The 16449-nt window shown below is 50.4% G+C and carries 16 protein-coding genes; 9 read left to right on the forward strand and 7 right to left on the reverse strand.

The window, feature by feature from the left end; all coding sequences use genetic code 11:
- Positions 1-95: 95 nt before the first annotated feature.
- The 6 genes from MESINF_RS13140 to MESINF_RS13165 form a co-directional block, all read right to left on the reverse strand.
- Entirely contained in the window at positions 96-392 is a 297-nt protein-coding gene (locus tag MESINF_RS13140; RefSeq protein WP_169700549.1) for a hypothetical protein, read from the reverse strand.
- Between the two features lie 48 nt (positions 393-440).
- Complete coding sequence (locus MESINF_RS13145; protein ID WP_169700551.1) at positions 441-581, reverse strand: hypothetical protein; 141 nt, start codon at positions 579-581, stop codon at positions 441-443.
- Between the two features lie 38 nt (positions 582-619).
- The gene (locus MESINF_RS13150; RefSeq protein WP_169700553.1) at positions 620-1612 is read right to left on the reverse strand and encodes a gamma-glutamyltransferase; all 993 of its coding nucleotides are present in this window, start codon (positions 1610-1612) and stop codon (positions 620-622) included.
- A 213-nt stretch (positions 1613-1825) separates the two neighbouring features.
- A complete protein-coding gene (locus MESINF_RS13155; protein WP_169700555.1) occupies positions 1826-3187 on the reverse strand; it encodes an 8-oxoguanine deaminase in 1362 nt (453 codons plus the stop codon).
- Positions 3188-3219: 32 nt separating this feature from the next.
- Positions 3220-6051 carry an AAA family ATPase gene (locus MESINF_RS13160; RefSeq protein WP_169700557.1) on the reverse strand — a complete coding sequence of 944 codons (2832 nt, stop codon included), beginning with the start codon at positions 6049-6051 and terminating at the stop codon, positions 3220-3222.
- A complete protein-coding gene (locus MESINF_RS13165) occupies positions 6048-7223 on the reverse strand; it encodes a metallophosphoesterase family protein (RefSeq protein ID WP_169700559.1) in 1176 nt (391 codons plus the stop codon). Before MESINF_RS13165 ends, MESINF_RS13160 begins: the two co-directional genes overlap by 4 nt.
- Before the next feature lie 193 nt (positions 7224-7416).
- Here MESINF_RS13165 and MESINF_RS13170 point away from each other — a divergent pair, with 193 nt between their 5' ends.
- The 8 genes from MESINF_RS13170 (at position 7417) to pncA (ending at position 14092) form a co-directional block, all read left to right on the forward strand.
- Entirely contained in the window at positions 7417-7848 is a 432-nt protein-coding gene (locus MESINF_RS13170) for a secondary thiamine-phosphate synthase enzyme YjbQ (protein WP_169700561.1), read from the forward strand.
- A 141-nt stretch (positions 7849-7989) separates the two neighbouring features.
- The gene (locus MESINF_RS13175; RefSeq protein WP_169700562.1) at positions 7990-8367 is read left to right on the forward strand and encodes a hypothetical protein; all 378 of its coding nucleotides are present in this window, start codon (positions 7990-7992) and stop codon (positions 8365-8367) included.
- Positions 8368-8455: 88 nt separating this feature from the next.
- Positions 8456-9829, forward strand: a complete 1374-nt coding sequence (locus MESINF_RS13180; RefSeq protein WP_169700564.1) for a uroporphyrinogen decarboxylase family protein — start codon at positions 8456-8458, stop codon at positions 9827-9829.
- Complete coding sequence (locus tag MESINF_RS13185; RefSeq protein WP_169700566.1) at positions 9801-10712, forward strand: CobW family GTP-binding protein; 912 nt, start codon at positions 9801-9803, stop codon at positions 10710-10712. Before MESINF_RS13180 ends, MESINF_RS13185 begins: the two co-directional genes overlap by 29 nt.
- 227 nt (positions 10713-10939) lie before the next feature.
- Positions 10940-11719: a MetQ/NlpA family ABC transporter substrate-binding protein gene (locus MESINF_RS13190; RefSeq protein WP_169700568.1), complete on the forward strand. Its 780-nt coding sequence runs from the start codon at positions 10940-10942 to the stop codon at positions 11717-11719.
- A gap of 14 nt (positions 11720-11733) precedes the next feature.
- A complete protein-coding gene (locus MESINF_RS13195; RefSeq protein WP_169700570.1) occupies positions 11734-12723 on the forward strand; it encodes a methionine ABC transporter ATP-binding protein in 990 nt (329 codons plus the stop codon).
- Positions 12723-13355, forward strand: coding sequence for a methionine ABC transporter permease (locus MESINF_RS13200; RefSeq protein ID WP_169700571.1), 633 nt, complete (start codon positions 12723-12725; stop codon positions 13353-13355). The genes MESINF_RS13195 and MESINF_RS13200 overlap by 1 nt, the downstream gene beginning before the upstream one ends.
- 131 nt (positions 13356-13486) lie before the next feature.
- Positions 13487-14092 carry a bifunctional nicotinamidase/pyrazinamidase gene (gene pncA, locus MESINF_RS13205; protein WP_169700573.1) on the forward strand — a complete coding sequence of 202 codons (606 nt, stop codon included), beginning with the start codon at positions 13487-13489 and terminating at the stop codon, positions 14090-14092.
- Positions 14093-14603: 511 nt separating this feature from the next.
- Here pncA and heR read toward each other — a convergent pair.
- Positions 14604-15368, reverse strand: a complete 765-nt coding sequence (heR, locus tag MESINF_RS13210) for a heliorhodopsin HeR (RefSeq protein ID WP_169700581.1) — start codon at positions 15366-15368, stop codon at positions 14604-14606.
- Positions 15369-15857: 489 nt separating this feature from the next.
- Here heR and MESINF_RS13215 point away from each other — a divergent pair, with 489 nt between their 5' ends.
- Positions 15858-16445 (forward strand): hypothetical protein, encoded by a 588-nt coding sequence (locus tag MESINF_RS13215; RefSeq protein WP_169700583.1) that lies wholly within the window; start codon positions 15858-15860, stop codon positions 16443-16445.
- The last annotated feature ends 4 nt before the right edge of the window (positions 16446-16449 follow it).

Below are 16449 nucleotides of genomic sequence, written 5' to 3' on the forward strand. Positions count from 1 at the left end.
GTTCCTGAACACTCCTGGATGCAAGATGTTTTAGCCCCACCGGCCCTCGTAGGCTATAACGACGGATTGGACTTATCTTGCATCCCCTGCCTGTCTTATTCTAACAAACAGTGTTCTACTATCGCGTTTTCTATGAATATTGTCGCCGCCACGGTGCCCGCAATCTCCATGGCGTGGGTACCACCCATCAGAAGGAAGGTCGGTCCGGGGTTTCCGCTATCCATGAAATAGACTAGCGTGTCCATATTGGTGCCTTTGAGCGGTTCGAAGTAATCTGAAAGCCACTTCGTTTCAGTGACCCCGTAACCCGGCCGGATATCGGGCCTGAAGAAGGTCGCCAACGATAGCGACGCAACTATCAGTATCAGCAATATTGAAGGCAATTTTCTCATTTTGCAGTATCTCCGTTCATAGCCGAAACTCTCGTCATGTTTAGTATTTTATCTCTGAGAACTCAAAACTCCGGCTTCGGCCAGCAGAGCCTCGACGTAAGAGTCCGTGTTTTCAAAGAGATGGGGTTTGCCTACATAGTCGGTGTAGTAAAGGGCGCTGTCGAGAGCCTGATTGAGATCGATGTTCATGAACCTGGTTTTGGAGTATTCTTTGCTGATCAGGGTTTCTACGGGTACATAAACATAAGCCGGATCGCGCTGTAAGATAGTAGGTCGATCATTGCGAACGTGAGCGCCTGATTTATAATATTTATCACCAGCGGATCGTCCCAGGTAAACGCCGAGAGGTTGAAATGCTCGAGTATGTTCAGAGTCTCCAGCAAATATGGTCCACCTACTACCGGTATGCTCGGCACGAAGAGGTCGTATCCTCTGTAAGTTCCGTGAAGCGGAGTTTTTACGAGCGCCCTGTAATTGACGAGATCACTCTTCCTCAGCAGGCCGCCCTTGGACTGCATCAGAGCATCGATTTTGTTGGCGAGCGCTCCGTTATAAAAGGCCTGCGGACCATTCTCGGCAAGATACTTGTAGGTTTCCGCCAGTTCAGGATTGGTGGCTATATCACCGGCTTCCCAGGCGAAAAGACCATCTTTCAGGAAACCGGGGGCGTTTTCGAGCAGAACATCGTAGCTGCCGCCACACGTTGAGGCGAAAGTGTAGTTGACTTCGAAGCCTTCGCTCGCGAGTCTTATCGCAGGCGCTATCAATTCTGCAAATGGGAGAGAACCTCCATAAAGCCATAGTTCAATGATGCCGGCAAGAACACCCGGCGTACAGATGCTCAATGGCCCGGTCCTGAAATCAGAAGCCTTCAAACCCAGTTCAGCCGCTCTAGCGATAGAGGCAAGTCCCGGTGCCGAACTTCTGAAGTCAACGGCAATCTTTTCTCCTTTGAAGGAAACCACCGCGTAACCCTCTCCACCGATTCCCGAAGCGTAAGGCCCAACTACCCCTAGCGCAAGACTGACGGCGATCGCTGCATCGATGGCATTTCCACCTTTCTCGAGAATCTCCGCGCCAGCCGCTGCGGCGTACGGGTTTCCGGCAGCGACCATGCCGGTATTTGAAGCCTGCAGCTTTCCTACACTCGCGGTAATTACCGAAAAGCTGATTCCTACAAGCAATAACAGATAGAAGAAAGCAAGAATGATTCTTTTCATGCAATAACTCCCAAATGGCTTATCCACCGCAATCAAGCGATGGTTGAAAAAGAAAGTGGTTCGACGAGTCTCGACTGTTGAATTAATTATATGACTTAAGAATTGGAAAAGCGAACAATTTAGTTCTTTTTTTAATCAAAGAGCACAGTGTTTTCGGCGAAAATTTAGAGAGACAGCCTTCTGACCAAAAATCCCGGTCTTTCGTCCTTTCCGTCATGCCGGACTCGTTTCAAGTAGTTTTGCCGATATTTGGTTCTGCCTTTTTATGAGTTCGGGTAGATCGCTATCTATGATTCTCCCATTCTGTACGCGCACTTTGCCGTTAATCATGACGAAGTCGCTCCCATGAGGATCGCAGAGAACGAGCGAGGCAACTGGGTCGGAGAGCCCGCCTGCCATAGAAAGGGTGTCTAACCTGAAAGCGGCGATATCGGCGGCCTTTCCCTTTTCGATCGATCCGGTGAAGTCGTCCATTCTCAGGACTTTCGCGCCGCCGAGCGTGGCGAATTCGAGGACATCTCTCGGAGAGAGCGCGTCGGCTCCCTTCAAAACCCTTTGGAGCATCAGGGCGTTTCTAATTTCTAGCAGCATGTTTCCCGAGTCGTTCGAAGAGCTGCCGTCCACTGCCAGACCTATTCTCATGCCGGCCGCCTTCATCTCTTTTACCGGCGCTATTCCCGAACCGAGGCGCATGTTGGAAGTCGGACAGTGGGCCATTCCACAGTCGTTTTCAACCAGCTTCGATATATCTTTTTCATTGAGCCACACCAGGTGAGCGAACCAGGCACGCCGGTTAAGCCAGCCGACCTTCTCCATGTAATCTACAGGTCGCAGGCCTTTCTTCTGTATGCAGAAATCATCTTCGTCTTTCGTTTCGGCCAGGTGAGTGTGCAAGAGCACGTCGTACTTTTCGGCCAATTGGGCCGTCGCGATCATCGATTCTCCGGTGACCGAGAAGGGAGAACACGGGGCCAGCGCTATTCTTATCATCGCGTTCCTCCGCCTGTCGTGGTACTTTTCGATCAGGCGCACGGAGTCTTCGATTATCTTTCTTTCGCTCTGGACCACTGAATCGGGAGGGAGTCCTCCATCCTTCCTGGAGAGAGACATCGAGCCACGGGTGGGATGGAATCTGACGCCGGTCTCTTTCGCCGCTTCAATTTCACTATCGATGAAGCCTTCCCTGCCGGCCGGGTGGAGGTAGAGCATATCGGTGGTGGTAGTGACGCCGGAGGCCATCATCTCGTATATGGCTATCTTCGAGCTCACGAAGATGGCTTCTCCGTCGAGTTTCTTCCACTTTTCGTAGAGAAAGACAAGCCAGTCGAACAGCTTGGCCGAAGCGACTTCTTTGACGCTGCGAAAGAGTGACTGGTAGAAATGATGGTGTGTGTTTACAAAGCCGGGAGTCACTATGTGCCCTTTGAGGTCGATTTCTACCTCGCCCGCTGGACCGATCCCCACGCCGACCTTCTCGATCACTCCATCCACGATTACTATATAGGCGTCTCTCAGCTCTTCCCTTTTTTCGTTCATGGTAACGAGATAGTCTATGTTTTTCAGTACCGTTTTCAAAATTCACACCTCCGTTCAGTGGATATAAGATTTCAACCTCCGGCCTCTTCGCCGAGTCGGATAACCTTTTGTGCCATCTCGGAAAAGACATCGTCGTGTGTGACTATTATAGCCTGATCGAGTTCGCCGAAAAGTTCCCTCATGGATTGCGCCAGAAGTTCCTTTCTCTCCCTGTCGAGATTGGAAGTGGGCTCGTCGAAGATGGCGAGTCTCGCCCCGCTCAAAACGTTTGTCATTGCCGCCCTCAGGCAGAGTGAGACCAGCACCTGTTCGCCGCCCGATAAGTTCGAAAAGCTTCTCAAACTCGCCCCCGCCTCGCCGGGAGATTTCAGGAAAACCTCGTAATCTTCGTTCCAGATGATCGACTCTTCAATTCCGGAGATCTTCCTGTAATCGGCCGTGGCCTTCTTCTCTATGCTGTCCCTGAAACCCGCGGTTATCTTCTCGCCCGTGAGGTTCAGGTTCTCTCGCATCTTTTCAGCGAGCGAAATCTTTCTCTCTATCAATGCCCTTCGCTCTTTCAATTCTTTCAGGCGTTTTTCGTGTTGGCCTATTCTGTCGAGCTCCATTTCCATGTAATCGAGGTCTTTCTTCATGGAAGTCACTTCGTCGCGTCTGGATTTTTGGACCTCCTGCATCTCTTCGTATTCTCTCGCGATTTCCTTAAGTTTAGATCCGTCGAAGCTCCTGCGTAGTTCGAGAAGCTCGCGTCTCAACAAACCTATCCTCTTTGATTTCTCCCTGCAGAGCTCCAGCGACTGGCCGAAGTTCGCCGTGTATTCTTCGAGGTAGCCGGCCAAAATAGAGTTTTTGTTGTATTCGTCATAATCGATTTTGTGAGAGTTCATCTCGCTTCTCGTCTCTTCGAGGGCGAGGGCCACATCCGGAAGGATGCGAAGCCGGCTCTCGAAAACGTCGATCTCTCTTTGCATCTTTTGGATCTCCAGGGCAAGCTCTCCTCCGGCTGAGACCAGCTCCTTCAGCTCTCTATCCGACTCGTCTTCCAGAGTGGTTCCCTTCTCCAGTTCCCTGTCAATATCTGCCAGAGTCTTTTCGGACAGGCGGACTTCGCTTTTGGCCGTCTCGACGGCCGTGATGGCCTCTCTCGTCTCGTCTTCTAGAGTTTCAAACATCTCTTCAAGAGTTCCGGTTCCGTTCAAGACCGTTTCTATCTGCCTTCTAGATTTCTCGAGTCGCTCCAGAGATTTTTTCAGCTTCTCTCGAAGGGCCTGCAGTTCTCCGGTCGCCTGCGCTTTCAGTTCACAGTCGCGCTCCAGTCTGGCCCTGTCTTTCTTCAGTTCATCCAGCGATTGACGGCTTCCTTTGAGCTCCTCAATCTCTCGATCGATCTTTTCGGCGCTCTCTTCCAGCTCCCGTATCATTCTCTCCAGACTCTCGCCGTAATTCTTTCTCTCCAATATGTTCTTACAACTTTCGTTTAGTAAGGGGCAGATACCACCGGAGAGAGAATCGATAGATTCTTCGAGGGCCTTCAGTCTGGCCGAGATGCCAGCCCTTGACGATAGCAGCGATTCGAGCCGTGCGATGTTTTCCTGAAGCGACTTCTCCTGCGCATCCAGCGCTTCGAGCCGCTCCTGTGGATCTGGTTGGGCTGTTAGACTATCGCTCTGGCGTTTTATCATCGCTTCGAGTTCGATGCGCTCGCGCCCGGCCTTTTCGTATTCATCTTTCAGCACTTTCACGGCGGCTTTTTTGTCGTATTTGGCCTGAAGGAACAATTCCCGTTCTCTTAACAGTCTCCGTTTTTCCTCGAGATCGCCGTAATGTTCCTTTCTCATCTCTCTCAGAGTTTTCAGCGACTCGAAGATCTCGCCCTTTCGTTTCTCAGTCGCCGCGATTCTTTCCTGCAATCTGGCCTGTTCCGTGGTTTTTTCCGCCAGCTTTTTGCCGATTTCGACCGTTTCTCTGGAGACGGCATCGAGCTCTTTTTTTTGCTCTTCCAGCTCCCTCTCCCTGCCCAAGAGTTCGTTGTATTTTTCGTGGCCCTTGAAGGATCTGGCGGTTATCTCGCGGGCCATCGAGGATGTTTTGAGCTGTCTGTACCTTTCTTTAAGCCTTCTTGCCTCTTCGATAAGGTCTTTCAACATTATCGAGAGCTTCTCAACAGCCGAATCTATCTCTCTTTCTTTGGATCGAAGGGCTTCAAGCACGGTTTTTCTGCCAGCGATTTCTCTTTCTAACTCTTCCAGTTTTTTCAGGTTGTTCTCAAGCTCCGCGAGTTTTGCTTCACGTTTTCTCTCGAGTTCGGATTTCTTTTCCACGATCGTTCCCGTGAGCAAAATCTCTCCGTCTATGAGGGCTGTCTCCGACTTGAGACCGGAGAGGTACTCTTTCATGTAATCGGTCGCGATACGTCTGTACAGGTCAACTTGAAAGACGCGGTTGAAATACTCTCTTCGCGGCGCGGGGCTTCCGAGGAACTGCTCCGCGATTCTATTTTGAAATGCGACGATGACGTTTTCGAAAGTTTTGGCGATATCGCCCTGGAGGTTGCAGATGGTCTTCACCTTTTCTATCACGGAATCTCTACCCCTGGCCACGAGCAGATCACCCTGCCACAGCTCGTGGTTCGAGGTGCTGCCGAATATCTTTTCTGCTCTGTACTGGTTCCCATCGTCGGCGAGAAAGGTCACACTGACCCTGGCTCTATTTCTTTCCCACATTATCGCGTCTTCCTGCCGGTCTCTGAGACCTCCGCCGAAAAGTGCAAGCCCGATCGCCTCTATGATCGAGGATTTGCCCGAGCCGTTGTGACCGAGTATAAGGTTGACGCCCCTGTCGAATTCGTACTGGGAGTTTTCGTGGTTTCTGAAGTTCTCCAGTTCTACGCTGAGCAGCTTCAAGAAAGCTCACCCGCCAATCCCTCGAGGAAGATATCCAGAGTCTCTTTGAACTGGTCGTACCGTCCTTCTTGCTGAGATTGCTTCAGAGAATCGATCAGTCTTACAAGCGAGTCGCCCTTCGCGCCTAGCTCTCTCCATTCTCTGGAGTTCGTCAGCACTTCGCGTTCGATCTCCCTCGCGCCCATCGAGCGAAACCCTTCGAGCGAGACGGGAAGATCCCTTCTTTTCACGCGAAGGAAGGATTTGAGCGCTCCCTTCTCTTCCAGTCTTCTTTCGATCTTCTCGGTGTACAGTACCGAGTCGCCCGGTACGGTGACCGTGAGCAGGACGAGCGAACCTGCGTGTATGTCCAGCCCTTCGACGAAACCGTTCAGTCGATCCACGGTCGGCTCTTCGTCAATGTCACAGGCGAACTCCTGTCTCTCCCTTCGCGAGGAGGCGTGAAACTCCACCTTTCCCTTAAGCGTGTCGAATACGTTGAATCCTTTCTCGCCGCTTTCCCATACATCCCAGTATTCGGGTGAACCGGGCACGTGAAAGAAGGGTTCTCCCTCAGGGAAACTGGCCCTCGCGTGAAGATGGCCTCCGGCAACATACAGAACCTTTTCCCCGAGCGCCTCGATCTTCTCCAGTGTAGCCAGCCCCGGTATGAAGTCGTTCTTTCCCGGCGCCGAATGGACGAGCACTACGTTGTTCCTGCCCTCAAGCCTTTCGGCCAGTTCCGATAGCAGTTCGTCCACGAGAAAGCCGGGATAACCCAGACCAAAGAAGCTGATACCTCCGGTTTCGAAACATGGAAATGTGTAGCCCCTTCCGTCGTGAAAGGGCGCGAGAAACTTCAGGTAGCCTGTCTTCTCCAGAAAGAGCAGCCAAGATTCACCGGTGTTGAAACATTTGTCGTGGTTGCCTTCGATCACGATCACTTCTATCGAAGCTTCTCTGAGCCTGCCCAGCATCTGCTGGGTTCTGGCCAGTGTATCGGGATTAATATCCTTTCTATCGAAAAGGTCTCCGCTCACCAGAAAAATATCTATCGCCCCCGACAGAGCGTAATCGACGATGTTTTCGAAGGATTTGAAGTAGTCCTCGTAACGGGCCATCGAGTATGTGCTGCCCGGAGAACCTATCGGCCTCCTGCCGAGATGGATATCCGAACAGTGTAGTATTCTCAATGAATTACCACCTCCAAGACAATATTACTATAACTTCCCGCGCTAATTGAGAGATATCAAACAATCGACGGTCGATGGAGTCTTTCGTGAGGCTGATGATAGAATCTTCATATGCGATGAATTCCTGCAATTGTGCCCTTCGTGTTCTGAAGGAAGATTGGGGGGCTAGCGATCCGGAGAGCGCGGATTTTGAATGGAGGTGAGTGCAACGAAGTCATTCAGGAAGGAACTGTATTTCAACACTGAGACCAGGAGAAAGATCATAAACATCACCCCTCAGGTAGAACTGGCCTTGAAAGAGAGCGGTGTGAAAGAGGGCCTCGTGCTGGTGAACGCCATGCACATAACGGCAAGCGTCTTCATTAACGATGACGAGCCCGGGCTGCACCAGGATTTCGAGAAATGGCTCGAAGGCCTGGCGCCAGAGAGACCGTATTCACAGTACGCCCACAACGGGTTCGAAGACAACGCCGACGCCCACCTGAAAAGAACCATCATGGGCAGAGAGGTGGTGGTAGCCATAACCGGCGGAGAGCTGGATTTCGGCCCCTGGGAGAGGATATTCTACTACGAGTTTGATGGAAAGAGAAAGAAAAGGGTGCTTATAAAGATAATAGGAGAATGACTCACCTGGGGGAGTTTTTCGAAGACTACTGCAGATAAAGCCACTTAAACAACCCCAAACATACCTGTGGTTCGTTGTAGGCTTTTGACTTGAGATAGTATGAATGTTATGTTTAAAGTGACAACTAACTGGAGGTGCTGTATGAGCAGCGGAGAGGTGCCAGATCGCTCTCGGTTTTTCACCCGGCTGGATATGGGTATGGTCGATGCTTCACCTATCGCCAGAGATAACGGTATAAAACTTCCCGTAATTCTTACCGAAAAACTCTGGAATGAAGTCGTACAGACCGACGAAGATTCGAGGCTATACGGCCAGAAAGAAGAGAAGAGGCTCGCCAGTCTTTTGAGGACTTTGAAGATGGAGCTTATAAAGTGCAGGGCGAAAGATCTTTCGTTCACGTTCATCGCATGCAAAGGATCCGGCTCGACCATTTGCAGACTTTTAAAGGCCACCTACAGGGAAGACAAATCCGGAAAACTTTATCTAGTTTTAAGTGTTGAAGGTGAGAAAATAAGCTGAATCTTAAGAGTTTCATAAAAAGGGGGCACTTCCGGTAGCTCCCTTTTTTGTTAGAATAAAAGAAAGGTTTTTTTCCGGGAGGTTTACAATGGAGTTTTTTGCGAAAGAAGAGACCGGTAAAGATTTGCTATTGAAGTCACTCGAGAACAAAACCTTACCCCGCGCGCCGTGGGTCCCCTTCGCAGGCGTGCATGCCGGTAAACTCAAAGGCTATACCGCCAAAGAGGTCCTTAACGACGTCGATAAACTGGTTCAATCTTTACTTGAAGTCAACAGACTCTACAGACCTGACGGCCAGCCGGTGGTTTTCGATCTCCAGCTGGAAGCGGAAGCGCTGGGTTGCGATCTGGTCTGGAGCGACGTCAATCCTCCTTCGGTCAGCGGCCATCCCTTGAAGAAAAGCCGGGAAATACCGGGCCTTCTCCCGGACGAAAGTTCGGGGAGGATTCCTCTGGTGCTGGACGCCATGAGAGAGATGAAGAGGGAGGTAGGCCATCACACCGCCCTGTTCGGGCTTGTTTGTGGTCCTTTGACGCTCGCTTCGCATCTGCGTGGAGCGGATTTCTTCATGGACATCATTGAAGAGCCGCAGTACGCTCAGGACCTGCTCTCATATACCAGCGAAGTTTGCGAGCGCATGGCCGGGATGTACATCGAGGCCGGAATGGACATCGTCGCCTTCGTCGATCCCATGGTTTCGCAGATCTCTCCACGTCATTTTAAAAGATACCTGAGCGGCCCCTTTTCTGGGCTTTTCAATTTTGTGAGGCAGAACGGGGCGAAGAGTTCTTTCTTCGTATGCGGAGACGCCACGAAGAACATCGAAGTGATGTGCCAGACCAGGCCGGATTCCTTATTCGTAGATGAGAACATCGATCTGGAGAGCGCGAAGAAAATCACCGATAGTTACGGGGTGGTTATAGGTGGCAACATCCCCCTTACGACCACGATGCTTTACGGAAACCAGAAGGATAACATGAAGTACGTGATAGAGCTTTTGGAGAGACTGGGAACCAGGAACTACATAGTGGCTCCGGGATGCGACATGCCATACAATGTGCCTGTCGAAAACGGCATCGCCATACAACAGGCAATAAGGGACGTCGAAAGGGTGAAAGCGATTCTCAAAGACTACGAAGCTGAGGAGGAGGAAGTAGAGATCGACCTCCCCGATTACGAACATCTCGAAAAGCCGCTTATCGAGGTCTTCACACTGGATTCGGACACCTGCGCCGCCTGCACTTACATGATGAGCGTAGCGAAGCTCGCGCTCGAAGAGTTCAAAGACAGAGTGGACGTTGTGGAATACAAATTCACGGTTCGCGAAAACATTCAGAGAATAAAGAAGATGGGGGTGAAGAACCTCCCTTCCATCTATATCAACGGGCGGTTGAAGTACTCATCTATAATTCCTGACAGGAGGGAATTCTTCAGTGAAATTAAAAAAATCCTCAGTTCCTGAGCTGGTTCTTGTAACGGGTTTTCTTGGGTCGGGAAAGACTACTTTTCTTAAAGTCCTGATGTCGCAGTACCACGATGCCCTTAAAGGCGTCATAATAAACGACTTCGGAAAGGTGGCTATCGACGGATCGCTCTTGGATAAAGAGGGAATCTTCAAAGAAGAAATCTCCGGAGGCTCGATTTTCTGCACCTGCAGGGAGAACGAGTTTGTGGAAGCTCTCAAGTGCATGATCAAAGAGGGGCCGGATATCATCTTTGTGGAGACTTCTGGCATGTCCGACCCGTCCGGTATCGAAAAGCTCCTTCCGATCGCCGGAAAGGTCGAGTTCGTCTGTGGCTACTGCGTGGTGGATGCTTCAAGATTCCTGGCCCTCAGCGATATCTTCTCGGTGGTCGAGAAACAGGTCGCCTCGTCCGACGTCGTGATAATCAACAAAGTGGACAGGGTAAGTGTGGGAGAACTGGAGAGAATAAAACAGGAAATATCCACGATAGGGAATATGCCTCAATACGAGGCCAGGTACGGAGTGACCAGGAAGCCCGTTCCCTTCTTCAAAAGGAAAAAGGAAGTGGCGGAATCGGAGAACAGCCCCAATAACCGGCCAAAATCCCTCCTTATAGAATGGGAAGGCGAAGTTACCATCGAGAAGTTGAGGGACTTTGTAGAAGAGATCCTCGGTTCTGCTTTGAGAGTGAAGGGCTTTTGCAGAACCGAATCCGGTCTCGTTCTCGTGAACGGTGTGGGCTCGTCGGTGGAGATAACACTGGCCGATAACGCAAAGGCAACGGGGCTTTCGATCATATCCGAGCGGAACAAACCGGTTTTGAAGACCATAAAAGACGCCTGGGAGAGGCTCTTCAACACCGAAATAAAAATCACCTGATGCATTGTTTACAGTAAGTTTGCATTGTCGAAAGCAGCCGTGAGTTATAATCTCTCAAACGAACTGTCGGGGGAAACCTATGGATTTTAAAGCAGTCGGCGGGAAGAAAATATCTATGATGATGTACGGCAACGCCCTTGTTTCTTCGGGTGCTTAGCTGTACCTGGAAAAATAGAAACGGGGCGTCTCAAAAGAGACGCCCTTTTTTTATATCGGGAGGGATTTGTATGAAGAAACTGCTGCTGGTATTGGTTCTACTGGGTTTAGTTTTGGCCTTCGGGGCGGAAAAGATCAAAGTCGGGGCGACTCCCGTTCCTCACGCAGAGATACTGGAGATAGTGAAAGGGGATCTGGCGGCCCTCGGGTACGAGCTCGAGATAGTCGTGTTCAACGACTACGTGCTTCCGAACATAGCGCTCTCTACGGGGGAGCTGAGCGCCAATTACTTCCAGCACGTGCCGTACCTGGTCTCCTTCACTACCCAGAGGGGAATCAAGGGACTGATATCCGTTAAAGCGATTCACGTTGAGCCAATGGGCTTCTTTCTGAAGAAACCTCTGGAGAGCCTGGAGGCGGGCGACAAGATCGCCATTCCGAATGACCCCACCAACGAGGGGCGCGCGCTGATACTTCTCCACAACAACGGTTTGATTCAACTTAAAGACCCCACAAAGCTGGAATCTACGGTGCGCGACATCGAGAGCAACCCGAGAAAACTCGATTTTGTCGAAATCGAAGCCGGCTTCATTCCAAGGGTTTACACTGATGACAAAACCGTGGTTGGCGCCGTGATCAACACGAACTACGCCTTGACGATTAACCTCAACGCGACCAAAGACGCCGAATTCATCGAAGGTGCTGAATCCCCGTACGCAAACATCATAACGATCCGCGAGGCCGATAAAGACAAGGACTGGGTCAAGGCGCTCGTGAGCGTGTTGACCACGGAGAAAGTGAGAAACTTCATCAACGAGAAGTACGGCGGAGCGGTAGTGCCGGTATTCTGAGAGGGGAAGTAGCGTTGATCCTGGCAGTCAAAAACCTGAACCTTTCTTTCGAAGACAGGACCGGGAGAAGAAAGATCCTGGACGATGTGAGCTTTTCGGTGGAAGAAGGCCAGATCGTCGGCATAGTCGGACTTTCCGGGGCGGGGAAAACTTCTCTGCTCCGGACGCTCAACCTTCTTCAGCCGGTTGACAGCGGCGAGATATTCTTCGATGGAAAGAACATAGTCAATTTGAAAGATGATGAGATAAGAAAGATGCGCAAGAAGATCGGCGTCGTTTTCCAGAGCTTCAACCTCTTCAGAAACCGGACGGTATCGCAGAACATAGCCTTCCCCCTGAAAATACAGGGGCTGACAGGCAGGGAAGTGAAAGAGAAGGTCGAAAAGATCTCCGGCGAGCTCGGCCTCGATCACAGGATACAGGCCTACCCCTCTCAACTGTCCGGAGGAGAGCAGCAGAGGGCCGCAATAGCCAGGGCGCTAGTCATGGATCCAAAGATGATACTTCTGGATGAACCGACCTCGGCCCTCGATCCCAAGACAACCGGCAGGTTACTGGATCTGGTCGTTGAACTCAACCAAAAGCATAGAATCACCTTTGTCGTAGTTACACACGACATGGATGTGATAAAAAGAACCTGCGATAAAGTCGCCTACCTCGAAAACGGCAGATTGAAGTTCTTCGGACCGGCCCACGAATTCTTCGTGAAAGTCGAAAAAAACGAAGTCAGGGATTTTGGAACACCGCTCGAACTGGATAGAAAAGCGGTAGAACATAAAGGCAAGATAATACGGGTCCTCTTCTGGGGGAAGAAGACGCACGAAGCGGTCATGTGGAAAGTCGCCAGGGAACTTGATGTCTCGGTCAACATACTGTACGGCAAAATCGAAGAATTGAAGCACGGGCCCTTCGGTGCTATGATAATCGGTATTGAGGGTGAACAGCAGGACCTGTTCATCCAGCGCCTCAGGGAGTCGGTCTACTCGCTAGAGGAGGTTGAATAATGGCCGGTGAGATACTGAAAGCCACGCTTGAGACACTCTATATGGTTCTGGTCTCCGGTTTTCTCGCGACTCTCTTTGGAATACCCCTCGGAGTGGTTCTCTTCCTGCTCTCGAGATCCAAGAAGTGGCGGAGACTCTACATAGTGTTCGATCTGTTTGTTAACGTCTTCCGCTCAATTCCCTTCATAATACTGGTTCTGCTTTTGATTCCCGTCACGAAAAACGTCATGGGTACAATCATAGGGCCGAACGCCGCGATCTTCAACCTAACGATAGCCGCTATCCCTTTCATGGCAAGGCTTTCAGAGAACTCCTTCAACGGAGTTCCACGCGGGATTATAGATTCTTCCGATTCCATGGGACTCAACAGATCGCAGTTTATATTCAGAGTTCTGATTCCCGAAACGCTACCAGAGCAAATAGGAAATATCACCGTGCTTCTGATCAACCTCGTGACCTACACCGCAATAGCGGGAGCCGTCGGAGCTGGCGGTCTTGGACAGCTGGCCATAAACTACGGTTACTACAGGTTCCAGTGGGACGTGGTACTGTACGCGGTAATAGTACTGGTGAGCATAAGTCAGGTACTGCAATTCACTGGGGGAAGACTCTCCAGACTATTGAGGAGATGAAGGCGCGACACGAAAGACAAATATGAACAGCGAGTTCGTCGAACTCAAAGCATAACAAAAGACGCTCTCCCCGGCAAGAGCGCTCTTTTCGTTCTGGAATCCCAGCAAGATGCCGAAGAGAGGTGATACAAATGCGAAAGGCACTTCTGGTTGTCGATGTTCAAAACGACTTCTACGAGACCGGTTCTCTGCCCGTGAAAGGAGCAAGCCAGATAAACAAAGTGATTAACAGAGCCATGAGAGACCCCGTATATACGATACTTGCAGGCCAGGACTGGCACCCCTCAAACCACATGAGTTTCGCGGCGAACCACAGAAAAGAGCCTTTCACGCCGTTCGACAACAAAAAGGGCATCGGACCCGTTCTCTGGCCTGTCCACTGTATGCAGGGAACGCCCGGAGCCGAATTTCACCCGGATATAGAGAGCAACCGGTTTGACTACATAGTGAGAAAGGGGACACATCCGGGAGTAGATAGCTACTCGATCTTCAGAGAAAACGACGGAACGAATCTGGGAACGGCCGGGCTGCTAAAGGCTCTAGGCATTGAGGAGATAGACATCTGCGGACTCGCTCTCGACTATTGCCTGAAATACACGGTTCACGATGCGCTTTCCTCCGGCTTCAAGATAAGGGTAATAATAAACGGGACCAAGGGCGTCGAAGCCAACGAAGGAGATGTTCAGAGAACACTGGACGAATTCGAGAGCGCCGGTGTCGAACTGATAGAAAAATAGACCGTAAAAGGCCACTGCCGGTGGTGAGTGAGAGCGGAGAAAGAGCATCGAGAGTACGCTTCGCTCACGAGAAGGAACGGAGATGCCGGATCGGTGTCCGGCATGACGGGAAGGAGCAAAGACCGCGAAAATGGGGACTGACGGGCTCCTGACGTCTGTCCACGTTTTTTCGCGAAGACCGGGCATGACGTGAGGGAGGAAGAACGTGATTCTGGCTAGGAATATGCCAGAATGACGGGAAGGAAGAAGGACCGTCATCCCGCGTCATCCCGTAATGATCCTATACGGGACTCCGCTCTTTATATACGGGATCTCGCTCTTGCTCTTTCGAGGGAGCGGAGATGCCGGATCGGGGTCCGGCATGACGGGAAGGGAGGAAAGGACGGGTTTTCTCTCCTCTCTCTCTTCCTCTCGAGTCTTTTACCAAGAACCTGGACGCGCAGCGTCGGAACGAGGAACTGCTCCAAAGACGTCTTCGTTCATGAGCATTACCTTCATGCCGGTTTTCTTATCATACCGGCCTGAGAGTGCCGGCGAAGACCTGCCAGGCGAGAAGACTCTTGGACACCAGACTGAGTATGACATAGACATTCTCTCCGAAGAGATAATTCTTCCACGGGCCGATCTTCTTGTACTGGAGGAACATATTTATCGCAAAGCTGTTGAAAAAGACTAGAAACGTTACGATGATCGCATAGACGAAAGAGGGGAACTGTACGTTCGCCTTACCCAGGGACGTGAAGAGATAGATGAAGACTGCCACCCACGAGACGGCTCCGGCGATACTGCCGAACACGAAAGAAGTCCAGTTGGTCTTCTCCGTGGTCTGATTATGAAGCTCCATCATGAGGCCGAAGAGATTCATAAGACCGTTCACGGTGAAGAGGAGCATGAGACTAACTATATCGAGCATCCCGGAAAACATGGCCAGCGCTACTATCATCACCGAAGAGCTGATCGAATACTCGTACCACCTCGCATAATTGATGCCCCTCTCGAGATTCCTCGCGTACCACTTGAACCCGAAAGTCGAGACTATGAAATGGGCTATGGACGACATGAAGAGAAAACTGGCTATGAAGGGGCCCATCCGCAGGTTAAAAAGATTCTCGGTTGCGGGAACGAGCTTCATTATTTCACGATCGAAGGCCAGATAATTCCTCGTGATGGTGAGGGTCGAATCGTTGCTCAGGATAAGCATGACAACTCCCTGGATCAGATGCAGAAAGGCCATTATCATGTTGAAGGTGCGGAGCTTTTTGTAGACGTTTTCCATACTTTCTCCCCCTTTTTTGGTTATCTCTAAATGTTAACACTTTCCGCTCCATTTACGACCCTTTATGGAGACTCTTCACCGGCAGATCGTTCCAGTAAGCTTGAGCGATTTCCATTGGCTCTCTCACTCTTTTGTGTGCTTTTTCATGCACCTACCCGCTTGCCGGTATATCTCTCAGACACCCGGTAAACTCTTTTTGTAAATGACCTGTCCGGACTCTCAAACCGATTTTGTTTTTTATCTCCTCAAGTGGTAAAATATATTTAGCTTATTTAGATGTTCCTTTTCCCTCTCGAACCTCTCGAGAGGAATTTTTTTAAAGGGTTATCCAGCACCTTGAGATTTCCTTTTTTCCCTTCCCCTGTGATAACATTTCTTTGGGCTTGCTTCCTGGTTCTCGGTTTATTCAACGGTATAACCGTTGATGTTGGAGGTCTTCCTTTTCGAGAACCTCATATTATTATCTTCAAACGGTAACGGAGGGGATTAATGGCTGAGATCGTGTATTGCAGTTATCAAAAAGCCGAAGGTGGACCTTCTGATGAAGTAAAAGCATATATCTCAAACTTCTTTCGCGATCGTCTTGACAAAAACTGGATAGTCTACATTGAACCATTCTTCAACGGTCAACAACCAGATATTGTACTACTACATCCCGAAAAAGGGATCATGGTCTGGGAAATCGCTCTTTCTTCCGACGATCCTGGACTTGCCCTAAGAAGGGCCGTCTCTGTGAGAAATGCAATGATCGATCTTTATATTCCAACGCTTGGCGAAAGACTGTATCAAAACAAGTGGTTCATCAAGGCGCTGAAAGTTGGTTTGTATATTCCTTCCCTTACACGAAAGGAGATAATAAATAAGCTCTCTAGAATCAAAAACAGTCAATACGCCAGCATTATCGGAAAAGACGGTGTGGAAATGAATCAGGCTCCCTTCGTCTGGAACACTGAGTGTTTCAAAGATATTCCCGAACGTTTGGAACTGGTCGAAGCGCTCAAGACATGGCTTAATCCGCCGTATCACAGGTCTGAAATGGGAAAAGCTTTCAACTTTCGAGACATCAGCAGGTTCTAGCGAC

This window comes from Mesotoga infera (assembly GCF_900157305.1).
GTDB lineage: Bacteria > Thermotogota > Thermotogae > Petrotogales > Kosmotogaceae > Mesotoga > Mesotoga infera.